This window comes from Actinophytocola sp. (genome assembly GCF_036555685.1).
Lineage (GTDB): Bacteria > Actinomycetota > Actinomycetes > Mycobacteriales > Pseudonocardiaceae > Actinophytocola.
Genome location: NZ_DATBKY010000237.1, coordinates 1 through 15,042, shown reverse-complemented (window position 1 = coordinate 15,042; position 15,042 = coordinate 1). Strand labels below are relative to the sequence as shown.

Sequence of the window (15,042 nt, the reverse complement as noted above, 5' to 3'; positions counted from 1 at the left end):
CGTACGCCTGACACAGGGGGAGGGCTGCCGCCCCATGGTCGCCCTCCCCCACCCGAGCACGACACACGACCACGACACGAGCCCCCGAGGTGTTCCGTGACAGGTGTGCGGCCGGCTGCGGCTGACCTCTCGGCCGGCGCCTCGGCCGACCTTTCCGTCGCCGTGCGCGCGGCCCAAGCCGGTAGCCAGGAAGCCTTCCGGGTGCTCTACCGCGAGGTCCAACCCGGCCTGCTGCGCTACCTACGCGGACTGCTCGCCAACAACCCCGGCGACGCCGAGGACCTCGCCTCCGAAACCTGGCTCCACATCGCCCGCGACATCCACACCTTCCGCGACGAAGGCGCCGGCTTCCGCGGCTGGGCCGCCCGCATCGCCCGCCACCGCGCCCTCGACCACCTACGCCACACCCAACGCCGCCCCGCCACCACCCTGCCCACCGACACCCTGCACGACCTTCCCGACCCCCACGACACCGCCCAAACCGCCCTCGACCTCACCACGACCAACGCCACCATCGCCCTGATCGCCACCCTCCCCCGCGACCAGGCCGAAGCCGTACTCCTGCGCGTCGTCGTCGGCCTGGACACCAACGCCACCGCCCGCGTCATGGGCAAACGCCCCGGCGCCGTCCGCACCGCCGCATGGCGCGGCCTCCGCCGCCTCGCCACCCAGCTCGACCACCCACACCTGCAACCACCGAACCCGGTGTGACACATACCGCGCGGACGACGCCAAGGAGATCGAGATGAGCAGCCACCGATCACCCCGGATACGCCGCGACGCCGCCGAGCAGCTGCTCGACGGCGGCCCGGCCACCACCGAGGCCGACAGGCCACTCGCGACCGTGCTCCACGTCGCGGCCGCACCCGCGCACCCGGCGGAGTTGTCCGGGGAACGGGCGGCGCTGGCCGCCTTCGAGGCCGCTCAGCTCACTCCTGCCCCCAGCCCACGGAGACAGAACGTGCTGAAGTCCACCCTGGCGAAGATCCTCACCGTCAAGGCCGCCGTCGTCCTCGCCGCGGCCGCCGGCACCACCGGCGTCGTGCTCGCGTCCACCAGCGGCGCCCTGACCCCCTCCGACGGCCCGTCCGAGCACCGGCCCGCCGACCACCCGCCGGCCGTCCACTCCCCGGCCCACACACCCGCCGGCACCTCGCGCGACAACAACGGCGACAGCGCCGGCAAGTCCGGCGACGCACCGTCCCCGTCGATGGCCGGCCTGTGCAACGCTTACGAGGCCCACAAGGACGACAACCCCGGCAAGGCCCTCGACAGCCCCGCGTTCAAGGCGCTGATCAGCGCCGCGGGCGGCGAGGACAACGTCGACGAGTACTGCGACGCCATCGCCGCGAGCAAGGACACCGGCCGTCCCGACGACTCCCACGGCAAACCCACCGACCGCCCGGACAATCCCGGAAACGGCCACGGCAACGGGGGTGACCCGGGCAACGGAGACGATCCGGCCGACGGCGGCGACCCGGGCAACGGCAACGCGCCCGCCACGCATCCGGCGGCGCCACCGCGCGGACACTGAAGCTCCGGCAACCCGCCCACGGGCGAGGCCGAAGCGTCCAGCGGTGGCTCCACCCGGCCCGTCCCCGGCGGCTGACCGGTGGCGCAATGGTTGGTGTCGTGCCACCACAAAGGAGGTTCCGCATGACCGGCCGCGATCGGGATCAGCGACCGGATCAGTGCGTCCAGCTCAGCGTCCGGATGTCGACGAGCCCGCGTGGGACCGTGCTCGGGATCGTCGGCGACGTCGACCTGGTCACCGAGGCACGCTTCCGCGCCGCGTTCGACCAGGCGTTGGCGAACGAACCCGATGTGCTGGTCGCGGACCTGACCGGCGTGACGTTCCTCGGCTCGGTCGGTCTGCGACACCTCGTCACGGCCGACGAGGCCGCCGGAGCCGGCGTGCTGCGGGTGGTGCCCAGCCCCGTCGCCCGCCGGGCGATCGAGGTGTCCGGCCTGGCCAGGGTGCTTGCCCTTCGATCCACCGTGGACGAGGCATTCCACGCGGGCGGGTAGACCGCGGGCGGCGCCCACCGGCCGGGCCGCGGCCGGTGGGCGCACGTTCGCGATGTCAGCCGCGCCGGAACTCCTCCCAGGTCACCTTCCTCACCTTCGGGCCGTCGTCCGGTGCGCGGTTGGCCAGGCCGTTGCGGCCGAGGTAGTAGTCGCCGACCTGGTGCTGCGCGGCGGGCGACATGTCCGTGTCGGAGATCGCCACCGCGTGGATGTGGAACGGCCAGTCGCCCTGCGACGGCGTGCGCCGCCAGGCTGCGAAGCCGACCTGGCGCAGCGTGCGGACCACCTTCGTCTGCGTCGAGGTCGACATGTTCCGCACGGAGATGTCCAGCACGCCACCACCGTCGTGGGTGCCCGCCGAGCTGGGGTCACCGCCGGGGTTGTAGGAGCCCTGCGTGATCGTGAGCGTGCGGCCCAGCCGGTCCTCCGCCTTGGCGAGCATCGCCTTGGTGCGCGCGTTCATCGTCGCGCCGTGCGAGCTCAGGCGCTTGCCGGGCGTGAGCACGTGGTTGACGGAGAACCGGCCGGCACCCAGCTTCTGCAGCGAGGTCCGTCCCGGCAGTCCCGATGCGTCCAGTCCGGTGTAGCCGAGCTTGCGCTGGTACGCGGCGTACGCGTCGACGGTCCTGGTGCCGAAGTGGCCGTCGACGTACTTCGCGGCGAGCAGTTTCTTGGCGGCCAGCGCCTTCTCGACCAGGAGCACGCTGTCCTCGGCGCCCGGCGTGAGCGCGGTGCCGGGCCGGCGCGGGTCGATCTGCGCCGCCTTGACCACCGCCTCCATGTTGACCGTCGCGGCCGGCGCCGCCGATCCGGACGCGGCGATGGCCGGCGTTCCCACCACCGAGAGGCCCACCGTGACTCCGGCGCTGCCGAGGACGGCAGCCGACACGACGACCATGATCCGTCGAGCTGTTCGCATGTCTCCTCCGCTGTGCAGGGTGCGGATCGATGTGACATCAGACGGCAGGGTTGTCACATAGGTTCCACGAGGAGACCGGGTTCCCTTTCGCAAACCACTGGTCGTTGCGGCGAGAACTTGCCGACGAGGGCGGCCGCGGCCGAACCACCCGCTACGTGCGCGTGTACCTCGAGGACGTGTCGATCTGACCGGCCTTCAGACCCCGGACACGGCCAGATAGACGAACGTGAGCACGCTGCCCGGGCCGGACAGGAGACACAGGCCGATCGCGCCGTAGAACGGTTTGTTCTTGACGAACATCATCGTCACGAGGCCGACCGAGGTGGCGATCGCGACGACCAGAAACACCAGCACAGCAACAGAGACAGCAGACATGAACAAAGTCCTCTTGGGAGAGTCGGGGCTCGTGCCGGACCTGCCGTGGGGCGGCGTCGCTCCGGCCCGGTGGGCGGTGCACGCCACCGAGGCAGCCGACGAAGTCGGCTCGACGCGGGGGGAACGGCCGCGCACGACGGATCGTGCGGCGCGCCGCTGACAGGTCAGACTTCGGATCGTCCAGCGGATGCGGACGGAGGTGCCCGGCTCAGCCGCGCTGTCGACGCCACGCCGCCCGGTACGGCGCTCCCGACCTCGGGCCGGGTCGACCTGCCGCGCGGCGGGAAATCGCCGATCGAACGCGGGCACACGGCCCACCCGCTGTCCGGCAGCGCGGTGGCCGGAGCCGGCAACGCCATCGCCGACAACCGCAGCCCGTGATGCGGATCGTCGTGAATCGGCGGGGCGGTCGACGCCTGCTCGGCGATGACCGACGCCGAACGGTGCCCGACAAGTCCAGCGCCGGTGCCGGCCGGTGCCGCCACGCTGACGCCGAGCAGTACCAGCAACAGGACGAGCGGGAGCCGCGAAAGGCCTACCCGCGCCGCTGCCCGCACCCGCTCGGTCTCCCTCATGGACAAGGAATCACGCAAAGATCCAGCTCAGTGTACGGCTGGGCCGGCTCGAGACCGGGCGGCGGGCCTTCCCTTACCGGAGCGGCACCGGGCCGCGTGGGTCAACCGGCGGCCACCGATGCGCGCAGGGAGATGACGTCGCCGCGGCGCGGCAGCCGTACCCGTGTATCGGGAAGGCGGTCGCGGACTTCGACGAGGAAGTTGGACACGGGCGAGGTGAACCGGCCGTAGTCGTCGTAGTGGACCGGCACCGTGACGGCCGGGCGGAGCAGCTCGATCAGGTCGACGCCCTGCTTGTGGTCCATGCTCAGCAGCACGTTCAGGATCCTGGTCCCGCCCAGATGGATGACCGCAACGTCGAGCGACGGGAACCGCTCGCGGATCCGGGCGAGGTCGCCGTGCATGACGGTGTCGCCGCTGACGTAGACCCGCAGGGGCGACGCGCCGGCCGCCGCCCGGTACTCGAGCACGGTCCCGATCACCTGCGGTAGCAACAGGTTCAGCGGCCCCGCGGTGTGCCGCGCGGGCACGGCCGTGACAGTGAGCGTGGCAGCGCCGTCGGTAAACGTCTCGGTCGCCCAGGTCGACAGCGCCCCGGTGTTGCGGAAGCCGGACATTCGCAAGCTGCGGGACGCCTGCGCGGTGGTGACGATCGGCACGTCGCGGTCGAGCTCGCGGCGGGCGACGCGGTCGAAGTGGTCGCCGTGCAGGTGCGAGAGCACGACCGCGGTCAACGGCGGCAGGTCGGCCGGCTGCATGGCGGGCTCGGTGCGGCGTCTGGAGAAGAGGCCCTGGCCGAAGTAGGACCACTCCCCCAGGTGCAGGAAGTTGGGATCGGTCAGCACGGTGAACCCGCCGAGTCGCAGCAGCGTGGTCGCCGTACCGATGAACGACAGGGAGGCGTCGGGTACGCCGCCGGCGGTGGCATCGATGTCCATCGCGCGGACGTACCCGCCACCGAGCGCGCCATTCGAAGCGCGACCTGGGTTAGGTGTGCCGGCCACGGGTACCAGAACGCGACCGAGGAGAGAGGAGCTGACCATGGCAACAGGTGAGACGGGCTTCGACGACGTCACGTTCGACCTCATTTCCGTGCAATACCACGCACTCAAGGCGGGACACGACTACGGGCAGTACGTCCGCGACGCGAAGAACGCCGGGCGGGACGACATCGCCGAGTTCTTCAGCAGCGTCATGTCCGAGGACTCCGCCAGGGCGAAGCAGTGCCACGAGTTCCTCAGGGAGCTGTCCGGCTCGGCGCAGGCCGGACCCGCGGTCACCTGACACGTTGCGGCACACACGGGCGGCCGGCGACTCGCCGGCCGCCCGTGTGTTTCTGACGATTTACCCCTCCAGCGGTGAATACGTTTTCCGAAATTCTCCGGATTATCGATATTGAGCGTGGGTATGTACGCGCCACCCCGACACGACTTCCGGTGGAGGCGAAATGACTCAGCAACATGGTGACCCGATGTCACCGCAAACAGGGCGGTCCGCGCCCGACGTGGCGCGCGACGAGGCGGCGGATGTCGCCCGGACAGCGACGGACCGAGGCAGTGCGGTGGCCGGCACGGTGGGCGAGCAGGCGAGCAGGGTCACCTCCGAGACGACGCAGCAGGCGCGCAACCTGTTGCACGAGAGCAGGAACCAGCTCAGCGACCAGGCCCGCCAGGGCCAGCAGCGCGCGGCCGACGGCTTGCACAAGCTCGCCGACCAATTGCACCAGATGTCCGAGCGGGCCGGCGAAGAAGGAATGGCGTCCGAGATGGCGCGCCAGGCGGCCGACAAGACCCGTGGTGTGGCGTCCTGGCTCGAGCACCGGGACCCGGGCGCGGTGCTCGACGAGGTGCGGCGGTTCGCGAGACGCAAGCCGGCTGCGTTCCTCCTCGGCGCGGCCCTGGCCGGTGTGGCGGTCGGACGGCTGACGCGCGGTGCGGTTGCCGCACAAAGTGCGGGATCGCAGGACAGCACCGGGAACGGCGCCTCGAGTGACGACTCCGCGGCGCGCGAGGACGGCGCCGACTTCGGGCGGCGCACGGGGCCCGGCCCCGCACCACTGCCACCACCGCCCGCGACTCCGGCGACGCCGATGCCGTATCCCGAGCAGCAGACCTATCCGCCGACGGCACCCGTGCCGGCGCCGCCAGTGCCTCCGCCGCCAGTGCCTCCGGCGCCGCCGGTGCCACCGCAGTCGGGGTGGGTGAACCGATGACCGTGCCCACCAGCGACCCGGGTAGCGCGCGTAGACAAGCCGACGTGGCGGACGTGTCGCTGGGCGAGTTGCTCGGCAACGTCTCCCGCGACCTGTCGACGCTGATGCGCCAGGAGGTCTCCCTCGCCAAGGCGGAGATCAAGGACGAGGCCACCAAGGCGAGCAAGGGCGCCGGGATGCTGGCCGGGGCCAGCCTGGCCGGCTGGCTTGCCGTGCTCTTCGCCTCGATCGCCGTGTGGTGGGCGCTCGCGAACGTGATGGACGAAGGGCTCGCCGCGCTGATCGTGGCCGTCCTCTGGGCCGTCATCGGCACCGTCCTCTACACGACCGGGCGCCGCACACTGCGCACCATGAACCCCACCCCGGAACGCACCATGGACACGGTCAAGCAGGTTCCGGACGCCCTGAAAGGAAACATGTCATGACCACCCCCTACACCGAGCCTGCCGCTGATCCGGACCGGCTGCGCAGCCAGATCGAGCACACGCAGCGCAACCTGAGCGCGGACGTCGACGTGCTCGCGGAGAAGGTCACGCCGAGCCGCGTGGTGCATCGCAGAGTCAACCGGGCCCGCAGCGCGTTCACCTCCATGCGGGACCGCGTGATGGGTTCGAGCTCGGATACCGCGTCGTCGGTCGGGAACCAGATGCGGGACACCGCCTCCGCGGTCACCGACAAGGCCACGTCCGCGGCCGGCGATGCCGCACAGACCGTGCGGGAGACGGCACAGGAGACACCGGACGCGATCCGCCGCGGGACCGAGGGCAACCCGATCGCGGCGGGCCTGATCGCCTTCGGCGCCGGCTGGTTGCTGTCCACTCTCGCCCCGCCGACCAAACCGGAACAGCAGCTCGCCGAACAGGCGACCAGCTGGGCGCGCGAGCACAGCGAGCCGGTGAAGGAAGAGCTCGGGCAGGTGGCCGAGGAGGTCAAGGAGAACCTGCGCGAACCCGCGCAGCACGCGGCGGAGTCCGTGCAGTCGACGGCGGTCGACGCCGTGGACACCGTCAAGGACGACGTCCGATCCGCCGCGGATGACGTCGGTGACCGCGCGCAGCATGCGCGCGAGTCGGTTCAGGACAAGGTTTCTAGGTACGACAGGTAGGACAGGTACGAGCAGACGGGTGGGACCGGTCCGAGGGGCCGGTCCCACCCGCATGCTCGAGCATCACGCCTCGCGGGTGTCGGCGGACAGGAGGTCCTTGTCGCGCACGAGGGGCAGCGACAGCGACTTGTAGCCGTGCTCGTCGAACAGCACGGTGATGCGGTCGTCCTCGACGGACATCACGGTGCCCGCGCCCCATTCCCCGTGGCGCACCCGACTGTCCACAGGGAACTCCCCGGGGTCCTCGGCCGGCCGTGGCCGGGCGGTGCCGGCGTCGCACGTGTCGCAGAAGCCACACGGGTCCTCGAGCTGCTCGCCGAAGTAGCCCAGCAGGTTCTGCCGCCGGCAGCCCGTCGTCTCCGCGTAGCCGCGCATCATCTCGATCCGGGAGCGGATGAGCCGCTGCCACGCCTGCGCGGCGGCCACCGCCTCCGCGACCGCGCGGTCCGGGTCGAGGTCGGCGGCCGGGACCAGCGCGCCGGACTCGGTGGTGGTCACCACGCCGACCTCCTCGAGCAGGTTGACCGCTCTGGTCAGGCGCGCGGGCGGCGCGTCGACCGCCTCCTTCAGCTCGGTGGTCGAGATCGGTTCGCCGCGCCGTTCGAGCACGCGGGCGACGTCGCGGAGGGTGTCCTCGGGAGCCTTGGCGGCGGTGAGGAACGTCTGCAGGTTCAGGTCCTCGGGCCGGTAGAAGAGGGTCACGCCGGCCGGTTCGCCGTCCCGGCCGGCTCGCCCGACCTGCTGGTAGTAGGAGTCCAGCGAGTCCGGCACCGACGTGTGCACGACGAAGCGGACGTCCGGCTTGTCGATGCCCATGCCGAACGCGGAGGTGGCGACGACGACGTCGACGTCGTCGTCGAGGAACGCCTGGTGTACCCGGTCGCGGTCGGCGGCCGCCATCCCGGCGTGGTACGCGGCCGCGCGCGCCCCGGTGCGGACGAGCTCATCCGCGTAGTGCTCGGCGTCCTTGCGGCTCGCGGTGTACACGAGGCCGCGCCTGGTCGCCGGATCCGCCACCCGCTCGCCCAGGTACGCGACGACACCGGCCCGCTTGCCCGCGTCGGCGGTGAACCGCTCGACCGCCAGCCGCAGGTTGGGCCGGTCGAAGCTCGCGATCACCTCGCGGTGCTCGCGCAACCCCAGCCGCGCGACGATGTCGCGGCGCACGGGCGGCGCCGCGGTGGCCGTCAACGCGACTGTTCGCGGATGCCCGAGCCGGTCGAGCACCGCGCCCAGGCGCAGGTAGTCCGGCCGGAACTCGTGCCCCCACGAGGAGACGCAGTGCGCCTCGTCCACGACGAACAGCGATACCTTCGCCTTCTCCAGCACGGCGACGACCTCGTCGCCCGCCAGCTGCTCCGGCGCGACGAACACGTATCGCGCGCCGCCGTGCCGCAGTGCATCCCACGCTTGCCTGCGCTCCTCGGCGCGCTGCGCGGAGTTCAGGGCCACGGCGGCGGGCGCGCCGCTGTCCTCGAGCCCGTCGATCTGGTCGTTCTGCAACGAGATCAACGGCGACACGACGACCGTCGGGCCGTCCAGCAGCACGGCGGGCACCTGGTAGATGGCGGACTTGCCCGCGCCGGTCGGCAGCACCGCCAGCACGTCGTGCCCGGACAGCACGGCCTCCATCGCGGCCAGCTGCTCCTCCCGCAGCGAGGACCACCCGAACTTCTCCGCGGCGGTGCGCCGCAGCTGGGCGCGGTGTCCTGACGACGTCGGCATCGCCCAGAGGTACCTCCCCGCGGCGGACCGGAAACGAAGGGGCGCAGTGGTTTCGCGACCGGCGTGCCGGGTACGTGCCGGGTTTCGCCGCGCGGACTTGGAGGCAGGATGGCCACGGACACGACGGCGTCCTCGGTCACGCACGACGCGCCGCGGATCGCCCTGCCGGCAACGGTGCTCGGCGTCGGGCTCGGCGGGTTCGTCGACGGGATCCTGCTGCATCAGCTGCTGCAGTGGCACCACATGCTCAGCAACAGCGGCAGCGACAACATCGGCCTGCCGACCTACTCGCCCGACACCATGCCGGGGCTGCGGATGAACACGGCGTGGGACGGGGTGTTCCACGCGTTCACGTGGCTGGCCGTGCTCATCGGGCTGGGGCTGCTGTACTCGCGGGTGACCACGGCGCGGGGGCGGATGTGGCGTTCTCGGGTGCTGTGGGGCTGGGTGCTCGTCGGCTGGGGTCTGTTCAACCTGGTCGAAGGCGTCGTCGACCACCACCTGCTTGGCATCCATCATGTTCGCGCCGGTCCGGGCCAGCTCTGGTGGGATCTCGGCTTCCTCGTCCTGGGTGTGGTGCTGATCGCCGTGGGATGGTCGCTGCAGCGCGTGGGCACGCTGCTGCGAGACGGCGACGACACGCGCCCGTGAACGGGCTCGCGCACGAGGCACACGGCACCTCGACCGCCGCGGTCGTGCTGCCGTTGCTGGCGACGGCGATCGTCGCCGGCGGGTACGTCGCGCTCGCGGCACGGCAGCGGGAACAAGCGCCGCGGTGGCGCACGGCGCTGTTCCTCACGGGCTGCGCGGTCCTCGCCGTCGCGGCGGTCCCCGGTCTCTCGCCCTACCCGGAAGCTGACTTCCGCGGGCACATGCTGCAGCACCTGCTCATCGGCATGGTGGCGCCGACGTGTCTCGCGCTGGGCGCACCGATGACGCTGGTCCTGCGCAACATTCCGGTCCGGCGGCGCCGGCTCGCGGCCGTGATCCTGCGCGGCCGCGCCGTCCACGTCCTCACCCATCCGGTCACCGTGCTGGCGCTCACCGTCGGCGGCCTGGTCGCGCTCTACGCCACTCCCCTCGCCGGCCTCGTCGACGCTCGCCCCGCCGCGCACCACTTGGTACACCTGCATTTCCTCGTGTCCGGCTACCTGTTCGCGTGGCTCGTCGCCGGCCCGGATCCCGCGCCGCACCGCCCCGGCGTGCCGGCACGGCTGGTGCTGCTGGGCATCGCGGTCACGGCACACAGCACGTTGTCGCAACTGATGTACGCCGGTGTGCTCGGTGGCGCGGACGTGCCGGCCGTGCAGCTGCGCGGCGCCGCGGTGCTGATGTACTACGGCGGCGACATCGCGGAGCTGGCGCTCGCGGTCGCGCTGGTCGGGGCATGGCGTCCGGCCCGGCCCGGGCGCCGCGGACCGTTGGCGTCGGCGGTCAGCCCAGCGACGTCCGTGGGAGAAGGGACACGTTGAGCCCGGACACCGGCAGCGATCACGCGGTCCCGCTCAGGCGGTCGTCGCGAGTGCCTCGGTGCCGGCCCGCACGCGGAACGGCTCGAGCTCGGTGCGCTGGCGGTCGGCCCGTCCGATCAGCTCGTCGAAGTCGGTGTCCGGCAGGCGGCCGCCGAGGCCGGCGAGGTCGCGCAGGGTGGTCCAGAGCTGCTTTTTGCCCTCGATGCCCATCGCGAGGAACTCCAGCTCCTCGAAGCGACTCAACGGCGAGTAGCCACGCAGCCGGCCGTTGGGCTTGAACCGGCCGAGGCGTTCGGCGGCCCACGTCAGCGCGGGCTTGACCCGATCCGCCCGCACCTCCAGCTGCCGCATGATGCCCCGGAACGTGTCGACGTCTTCGGCGATGCCGGTGGCGACGCGCTGCAGAGCCGTGCCGATGTCGGTGCCGCGGTTGTTGTGCGCGGCACGCCGCGCGAGCTCGCGCCACGCGACGCCGAGGGCGAACTGGTCGTTGAGGTAGATGTCGAGGTACTTCTTCATCCCGCCGAGGTACCCGAATTCGCGTTCCGGAAGCTTCGTGAGCTACCCGGGTCGATCGCCGCGGCCAGACCGGAGCGTGCGGTTTCGGGCGGACGCTGAACGGGGCGGCGAGGGTCCGGTTGATGGCGTTCGGCGTGCGCCTCGGGTGTTGTGCCACCGGTGCAGCCACCGCGGCGCGTGGTCGGGGACCTCCTCGTGCCAGAAGCCGGGGCGATGGACGCCGTCCGGGTAGCGGTGCGCGTTGACCGGCCGGTCACCCGAAGTGGGCAACCGGCGACGGTCCACGAACCCTCCCGGTCGAGGGCGTCGAGCGCGGTGAGCTCCGCCGACGTCACCGGCCGCCACCGCCCGACGCGCCGTCGCTCAGCCGATCTCAGCCTCATGACCTCGGCTACCCGCCGAATCAGGGGTTGACTCGGAGGTGGCGCCGGAGGCGCGAGACCGCACTCACAGCCCGCGGATCGTTTACCTCGCACAAATCGGGGCTATATCAGATCTATCTCGAAGGTGGCGGCAGCGTCGATGCTCTGCCCATGGTGAATCGAGGCCGAGGAGCCGACGATGGTTATGCGGCGCATGTGGGGTGCCGGGGCGCGGGAGTCCTGGTCACCCATACCTGGCCGGATACGAGCTGTCCCGGCCGACAACGGTCCGGCCGGGACGGTCGGAGGTTCGAACTTGCGCCAGCGCGTGCTGGAGGCGGTGACCGATCCCGCCGTGGCCCAGCTGGATCTGGGCGAACAGCTGGACGTACTGCTCCATCGCGTACGTGAGCTGTTCGCAGTGGACACTGCCACCGTGCTGTTGCTCGACCCGGCCGGCGAGCAGCTGCAGGCCTCGGCCGCCGCCGGCATCGAGGAGGAGGTCTTCCAAGGCGTTCGGGTGCCGGTGGGCTCGGGCTTCGCCGGCCGGGTCGCCGCGTCGCGGCAGCCGGTCGTGATCGAGCATGTCGATGCCACGACCGTGTTGAACCCGTTGCTGTGGGAACGGGGGCTTCGGGTGCTGCTCGGTGTGCCGATGGAGGCGAGCGGGCATGTCGTCGGTGTGCTCCACATCGGAAGTACCGAGTCTCGCCGCTACACGGATGCCGAGATCGACGCCCTGCAGCTGGTGGCGGACCGGCTCGCGCTCGCCGCGAACGCGTACCGGTCCCGCTCGGAGCGCGCCGCCGCGACCCTGCTGCAGACCAGCCTGTTACCCGCGCGCCTGCCGTCCGTCCCGGGCTGGGAGCTCGCCGCGCGGTACGTCCCGGGTGCGGAGGTCGGGGTCGGCGGCGACTGGTACGACGTGTTCCAACTGCCGGGCAACCGGCTGGGACTGGTCATCGGAGACGTCGTCGGCCACGGCCTGACCGCCGCGGTCGTGATGGGCCGCCTGCGCAGTGCCCTGCGCGCGTACGCGCTGGAGTTCCCGGACCCGGCCGACGTCCTGTGCAAGCTGGACCGCAAGGCCAGCCACTTCGAGGACAACACGATGGCCACCGTCGCCTACGCGGTCATCGACACGGCCACCAGCCGCATGCAAGTCGCCCTCGCCGGCCATCCACCGCCGATCATCGCCGTACCCGGCCATCCCACGGTCTTCGCCGACGGCGCGGTGGGCCCGCCCGTCGGCCAGTGGCTCGCACTGGACGACCGGCACGCCGGCAGCTTCGAGCTGCCGCGCGGCGCGGTCGTCACGCTGTTCACCGACGGCCTGATCGAGCGCCGCGACGTCACCATCGACGAGCGCCTCGAGCAACTGCGGTCGAGTGTCCAATCGGCACCGCCCGAGGCCGTCTGCGCGCGCGTCATGGCGACCATGGTCGGTACGAGCGCCGCAACGGACGACATCGCCCTGCTCGCCGCTCGCCACGTCCCCTGAGAGCGGCGCCGCGCACGTCAGACGCCGCGTAGGTCAGCCGCGTGAGTCAGTCGATGCCGCGGAGGATGTTGTCCTCCGCAACGCCGTCGACCGGGTCGGAGTCGAGCATGGTCGTGTTCTGCCACACCACCAGGCTCGCGTGCTCCTCCACCGGATGCGGCGCGGTGTCAGCGGTTCCGCCACCTTGCTCGGTTCGGTCGGGTAACTGAGCCATCGGTTGTCACCCCTTCAACATCACCTGTCGAGGGCTACCCCGAGTAGCGGTGCCAAACCTTTCCCGGCACGTATCAGCCGGCTCCCCGGTGCATCCGGAATACCGACAGCAACAGAACGGAGCCGCGATGACGACGTATCAAGGCAGGGTTTCCGGGTTCGCACCGCGAACCGAGTCCTCCGTGTACCGCAGGCGAATCACTCTGGTCTGGGACTTCCGCCTGGAGCGCTACGGCGCCGATCGCCGGCCGCTGCCCAGAGTGGCCGCGCAGATGCGGGCCAAGTACTTCCGCGGTGGCTCGATCAACAACGGCGATGTGGTCGAGCTGGCGGGACGGCAGCGGCGCAACGGACTGGTCGTGGTGCGCGTGGTGAAGAACCTCTCCACGGGAACCGTGATCCGCGCGCGCAACTACAACGCCAGCGTCTTTCTCGTCTACCTCGTCGTACTCGCGCTGTTCGCCGCGGCCGCGTACGCGATCTTCGCGGGGTTACCAACCGATCTGCGGTTCTGAAGAGGAGGGTGTCGTGCCACAGAACGTAGGACCCAAGGCGGAATCGGCCCAGTACCACGGGCCGCCGGTGCGACCGACCGGCCCGGGGGACCCTGGCAACAGCCATGCCGCGCGGGAGTTCGGTGGGTACGCGGGATCGGCCGCGGGTCAGATCGTCGGGAAGATGATCGGACTCCAGGACGGTGCCCGTGGCGGCTTGGGGCGGGTCGGCAAGGAACTCGGCGAGATGGTGGGCGACGTGGTCGACACCGTGCTCGACCCACGCTACGAGGCCGCGCCTCCTCCCGGTGAACCAGGTGGCATGAGCATGAGCCCGGGGATGTCGGTCGATCCGAACACCCTCGGCTGGGGCGGCAGTTCGGTCGACCACGGCGACCCGCAGATGTCCGTGGACCCCGGCCACGCCGGTCCGCCCATGTCGGTCGACCCCGGATCCATCGGCTGGGGCGGCTCGTCCCACGCCCCGCCCGGGATGTCGGTCGACCCGTCGGCGGCCGGCTGGGGCGGCATGTCGCACGCCGCCGACGGGCCGATGTCCGTCGACCCCGGTGGGCACCACGACCCCGGAGTGTCCAATGCCACCGGTGCACCCGCCGATCATGGACAGGCAGACGCGGGCGGCTTCGCCCACTGACCGCGAACGCCGGGTTGGGCCGTGGGTACGGCGGTATGGTGGTGCTCCGAAATCGCGCTGGATCCGCCTGCCGACAGGAGCACGGTTCGATGGCCACCGAGCTGCCCGTACGCATCGAGTTCTCGCTGCCGAAAGGCTGGCAGGCGACACCACCCGACGAGGCCGGCGCGCCCGGCGTCGCGTTCGTGGCGCTGCATCCGGCCCCGGCGCGCGGGATGGCCAACGGGTTCACCGCCAACCTCACGATCGCGGGCGAGATCCGTGACCCGGATCTGCCGATGGCGGCGATCGCCGACGAATCGGTGCACCGCCTGGAGAACGTCGCCGGGTCGGTGCGCGTCCGCGAGCGCACGGCGGTCGGTCCGGACGACTCGCCGGGCCTGACGCAGGTGCTGGACATCGAGCTGAGCCCGGGCCGGCAGATCGTGCAGTGTCAGGTCTACGTGTCGATGCACGACGTCGACGACCCGCGCCGGCGCGCCGTGCTCGAGCTGGTACTGACGTGCACGCCCGAACAGCTCGAGGAGGTCTTCGCCGACTTCCAGGCGTTCGTGCAGTCGGTCCGGCCCGCGGCGGCCCGGTCATAGCGCGGACCGGGTCGCTACGCGCGTCCGGATAGGACTAGAGGTGGCGCCGGCCGGCGACGCACCGTAGAACTCCTTGGCGTACCGAACGATCGGCGAGGGGCCCGGCGGCATCTGCGTCCGCCAGGCCCCTCGTTGCCGTCTCAGTGATGGTCAGAAGTCGCCGCCGCCACCACCGAAGTCGCCGCCACCGCCACCGAAGTCGCCGCCACCGCCACCGAAGTCGCCGCCGCCACCACCGAAGTCGCCGCTCGCGCCACCACCCCCGAAGTCGCCACCGCCACCACTGAAGCCACCATCGCC

Annotated in this window: 22 protein-coding genes; 14 read left to right on the top strand and 8 right to left on the bottom strand. The window is 71.3% G+C overall.

Annotated features, from left to right (window positions below; genetic code table 11):
- Positions 1 to 96: 96 nt before the first annotated feature.
- From VH969_RS23260 to VH969_RS23250, 3 genes are all read left to right on the top strand, one after another.
- Positions 97 to 711 carry an RNA polymerase sigma factor gene (locus VH969_RS23260; protein ID WP_331977674.1) on the top strand — a complete coding sequence of 205 codons (615 nt, stop codon included), beginning with the start codon at positions 97 to 99 and terminating at the stop codon, positions 709 to 711.
- A gap of 34 nt (positions 712 to 745) precedes the next feature.
- Complete coding sequence (locus VH969_RS23255) at positions 746 to 1,534, top strand: hypothetical protein (RefSeq protein ID WP_331977672.1); 789 nt, start codon at positions 746 to 748, stop codon at positions 1,532 to 1,534.
- 122 nt (positions 1,535 to 1,656) lie between these two features.
- On the top strand, positions 1,657 to 2,028 hold the full coding sequence (locus VH969_RS23250) for an STAS domain-containing protein (RefSeq protein WP_331977670.1): 372 nt from the start codon (positions 1,657 to 1,659) through the stop codon (positions 2,026 to 2,028).
- Between the two features lie 55 nt (positions 2,029 to 2,083).
- Here the strand turns inward: VH969_RS23250 and VH969_RS23245 are convergent, their stop codons facing one another.
- Both VH969_RS23245 and VH969_RS23240 read right to left on the bottom strand, forming a co-directional pair.
- Positions 2,084 to 2,947 carry a peptidoglycan-binding protein gene (locus VH969_RS23245; RefSeq protein WP_331977668.1) on the bottom strand — a complete coding sequence of 288 codons (864 nt, stop codon included), beginning with the start codon at positions 2,945 to 2,947 and terminating at the stop codon, positions 2,084 to 2,086.
- A gap of 195 nt (positions 2,948 to 3,142) precedes the next feature.
- Positions 3,143 to 3,322, bottom strand: coding sequence for a hypothetical protein (locus tag VH969_RS23240; protein WP_331977666.1), 180 nt, complete (start codon positions 3,320 to 3,322; stop codon positions 3,143 to 3,145).
- Between VH969_RS23240 and VH969_RS23235 the strand changes: the two genes are divergently transcribed.
- A complete protein-coding gene (locus VH969_RS23235; protein WP_331977664.1) occupies positions 3,321 to 3,482 on the top strand; it encodes a hypothetical protein in 162 nt (53 codons plus the stop codon). The two genes, VH969_RS23240 and VH969_RS23235, sit on opposite strands and share 2 nt — an antisense overlap.
- A 4-nt stretch (positions 3,483 to 3,486) precedes the next feature.
- Here VH969_RS23235 and VH969_RS23230 read toward each other — a convergent pair whose 3' ends face one another.
- Positions 3,487 to 3,897, bottom strand: coding sequence for a hypothetical protein (locus tag VH969_RS23230; RefSeq protein ID WP_331977662.1), 411 nt, complete (start codon positions 3,895 to 3,897; stop codon positions 3,487 to 3,489).
- A 101-nt stretch (positions 3,898 to 3,998) separates the two neighbouring features.
- The gene (locus VH969_RS23225; protein ID WP_331977660.1) at positions 3,999 to 4,835 is read right to left on the bottom strand and encodes an MBL fold metallo-hydrolase; all 837 of its coding nucleotides are present in this window, start codon (positions 4,833 to 4,835) and stop codon (positions 3,999 to 4,001) included.
- A 103-nt stretch (positions 4,836 to 4,938) separates the two neighbouring features.
- Between VH969_RS23225 and VH969_RS23220 the strand changes: the two genes are divergently transcribed.
- The 4 genes from VH969_RS23220 (at position 4,939) to VH969_RS23205 (ending at position 7,214) form a co-directional block, all read left to right on the top strand.
- Positions 4,939 to 5,181, top strand: coding sequence for an acyl carrier protein (locus tag VH969_RS23220; RefSeq protein ID WP_331977658.1), 243 nt, complete (start codon positions 4,939 to 4,941; stop codon positions 5,179 to 5,181).
- Positions 5,182 to 5,401: 220 nt separating this feature from the next.
- On the top strand, positions 5,402 to 6,109 hold the full coding sequence (locus tag VH969_RS23215) for a hypothetical protein (RefSeq protein ID WP_331977656.1): 708 nt from the start codon (positions 5,402 to 5,404) through the stop codon (positions 6,107 to 6,109).
- Entirely contained in the window at positions 6,106 to 6,534 is a 429-nt protein-coding gene (locus VH969_RS23210) for a phage holin family protein (protein ID WP_331977654.1), read from the top strand. Before VH969_RS23215 ends, VH969_RS23210 begins: the two co-directional genes overlap by 4 nt.
- The gene (locus VH969_RS23205; protein ID WP_331977652.1) at positions 6,531 to 7,214 is read left to right on the top strand and encodes a DUF3618 domain-containing protein; all 684 of its coding nucleotides are present in this window, start codon (positions 6,531 to 6,533) and stop codon (positions 7,212 to 7,214) included. The genes VH969_RS23210 and VH969_RS23205 overlap by 4 nt, the downstream gene beginning before the upstream one ends.
- Positions 7,215 to 7,277: 63 nt before the next feature.
- Here VH969_RS23205 and VH969_RS23200 read toward each other — a convergent pair whose 3' ends face one another.
- The gene (locus VH969_RS23200) at positions 7,278 to 8,939 is read right to left on the bottom strand and encodes a RecQ family ATP-dependent DNA helicase (protein ID WP_331977650.1); all 1,662 of its coding nucleotides are present in this window, start codon (positions 8,937 to 8,939) and stop codon (positions 7,278 to 7,280) included.
- 108 nt (positions 8,940 to 9,047) lie between these two features.
- On the opposite strand from VH969_RS23200, the gene VH969_RS23195 reads away from it, so the two are divergent.
- Positions 9,048 to 9,590, top strand: coding sequence for a DUF2243 domain-containing protein (locus tag VH969_RS23195; protein WP_331977648.1), 543 nt, complete (start codon positions 9,048 to 9,050; stop codon positions 9,588 to 9,590).
- Positions 9,587 to 10,411 (top strand): cytochrome c oxidase assembly protein, encoded by an 825-nt coding sequence (locus VH969_RS23190; protein WP_331977646.1) that lies wholly within the window; start codon positions 9,587 to 9,589, stop codon positions 10,409 to 10,411. Before VH969_RS23195 ends, VH969_RS23190 begins: the two co-directional genes overlap by 4 nt.
- A 33-nt stretch (positions 10,412 to 10,444) precedes the next feature.
- On the opposite strand, the gene VH969_RS23185 is transcribed toward VH969_RS23190, so the two are convergent.
- Together VH969_RS23185 and ligD are read right to left on the bottom strand one after the other, a co-directional pair.
- On the bottom strand, positions 10,445 to 10,930 hold the full coding sequence (locus VH969_RS23185; RefSeq protein ID WP_331977644.1) for a hypothetical protein: 486 nt from the start codon (positions 10,928 to 10,930) through the stop codon (positions 10,445 to 10,447).
- 42 nt (positions 10,931 to 10,972) lie between these two features.
- Positions 10,973 to 11,215 carry a non-homologous end-joining DNA ligase LigD gene (gene ligD, locus VH969_RS23180; RefSeq protein WP_331977642.1) on the bottom strand — a complete coding sequence of 81 codons (243 nt, stop codon included), beginning with the start codon at positions 11,213 to 11,215 and terminating at the stop codon, positions 10,973 to 10,975.
- A 393-nt stretch (positions 11,216 to 11,608) separates the two neighbouring features.
- Between ligD and VH969_RS23175 the strand changes: the two genes are divergently transcribed.
- Positions 11,609 to 12,793 carry a PP2C family protein-serine/threonine phosphatase gene (locus tag VH969_RS23175; RefSeq protein ID WP_331977640.1) on the top strand — a complete coding sequence of 395 codons (1,185 nt, stop codon included), beginning with the start codon at positions 11,609 to 11,611 and terminating at the stop codon, positions 12,791 to 12,793.
- Between the two features lie 46 nt (positions 12,794 to 12,839).
- Here VH969_RS23175 and VH969_RS23170 read toward each other — a convergent pair whose 3' ends face one another.
- Positions 12,840 to 13,007 (bottom strand): hypothetical protein, encoded by a 168-nt coding sequence (locus tag VH969_RS23170; protein ID WP_331977638.1) that lies wholly within the window; start codon positions 13,005 to 13,007, stop codon positions 12,840 to 12,842.
- Positions 13,008 to 13,134: 127 nt separating this feature from the next.
- On the opposite strand from VH969_RS23170, the gene VH969_RS23165 reads away from it, so the two are divergent.
- The 3 genes from VH969_RS23165 to VH969_RS23155 all read left to right on the top strand — a co-directional run bounded on the left by VH969_RS23165 (position 13,135) and on the right by VH969_RS23155 (position 14,742).
- Entirely contained in the window at positions 13,135 to 13,521 is a 387-nt protein-coding gene (locus tag VH969_RS23165) for a hypothetical protein (RefSeq protein WP_331977636.1), read from the top strand.
- A gap of 13 nt (positions 13,522 to 13,534) precedes the next feature.
- A complete protein-coding gene (locus VH969_RS23160; protein WP_331977634.1) occupies positions 13,535 to 14,155 on the top strand; it encodes a hypothetical protein in 621 nt (206 codons plus the stop codon).
- An 89-nt stretch (positions 14,156 to 14,244) separates the two neighbouring features.
- The gene (locus tag VH969_RS23155; RefSeq protein WP_331977632.1) at positions 14,245 to 14,742 is read left to right on the top strand and encodes a hypothetical protein; all 498 of its coding nucleotides are present in this window, start codon (positions 14,245 to 14,247) and stop codon (positions 14,740 to 14,742) included.
- The last annotated feature ends 300 nt before the right edge of the window (positions 14,743 to 15,042 follow it).

Excerpts from the sequence above, each read along its gene's own strand:
- VH969_RS23245 (WP_331977668.1), bottom strand. The coding sequence starts at position 2,947 with ATGCGAACAGCTCGACGGATCATGGTCGTCGTGTCGGCTGCCGTCCTC.
- VH969_RS23205 (WP_331977652.1), top strand. The coding sequence starts at position 6,531 with ATGACCACCCCCTACACCGAGCCTGCCGCTGATCCGGACCGGCTGCGC.
- VH969_RS23155 (WP_331977632.1), top strand. The coding sequence starts at position 14,245 with ATGGCCACCGAGCTGCCCGTACGCATCGAGTTCTCGCTGCCGAAAGGC.
- VH969_RS23255 (WP_331977672.1), top strand. The coding sequence starts at position 746 with ATGAGCAGCCACCGATCACCCCGGATACGCCGCGACGCCGCCGAGCAG.
- VH969_RS23210 (WP_331977654.1), top strand. The coding sequence starts at position 6,106 with ATGACCGTGCCCACCAGCGACCCGGGTAGCGCGCGTAGACAAGCCGAC.
- VH969_RS23240 (WP_331977666.1), bottom strand. The coding sequence starts at position 3,322 with ATGTCTGCTGTCTCTGTTGCTGTGCTGGTGTTTCTGGTCGTCGCGATC.
- VH969_RS23200 (WP_331977650.1), bottom strand. The coding sequence starts at position 8,939 with ATGCCGACGTCGTCAGGACACCGCGCCCAGCTGCGGCGCACCGCCGCG.
- VH969_RS23225 (WP_331977660.1), bottom strand. The coding sequence starts at position 4,835 with ATGGACATCGATGCCACCGCCGGCGGCGTACCCGACGCCTCCCTGTCG.
- VH969_RS23220 (WP_331977658.1), top strand. The coding sequence starts at position 4,939 with ATGGCAACAGGTGAGACGGGCTTCGACGACGTCACGTTCGACCTCATT.
- VH969_RS23195 (WP_331977648.1), top strand. The coding sequence starts at position 9,048 with ATGGCCACGGACACGACGGCGTCCTCGGTCACGCACGACGCGCCGCGG.
- VH969_RS23165 (WP_331977636.1), top strand. The coding sequence starts at position 13,135 with ATGACGACGTATCAAGGCAGGGTTTCCGGGTTCGCACCGCGAACCGAG.
- VH969_RS23235 (WP_331977664.1), top strand. The coding sequence starts at position 3,321 with ATGAACAAAGTCCTCTTGGGAGAGTCGGGGCTCGTGCCGGACCTGCCG.
- VH969_RS23230 (WP_331977662.1), bottom strand. The coding sequence starts at position 3,897 with ATGAGGGAGACCGAGCGGGTGCGGGCAGCGGCGCGGGTAGGCCTTTCG.
- VH969_RS23185 (WP_331977644.1), bottom strand. The coding sequence starts at position 10,930 with ATGAAGAAGTACCTCGACATCTACCTCAACGACCAGTTCGCCCTCGGC.
- VH969_RS23250 (WP_331977670.1), top strand. The coding sequence starts at position 1,657 with ATGACCGGCCGCGATCGGGATCAGCGACCGGATCAGTGCGTCCAGCTC.
- VH969_RS23170 (WP_331977638.1), bottom strand. The coding sequence starts at position 13,007 with ATGGCTCAGTTACCCGACCGAACCGAGCAAGGTGGCGGAACCGCTGAC.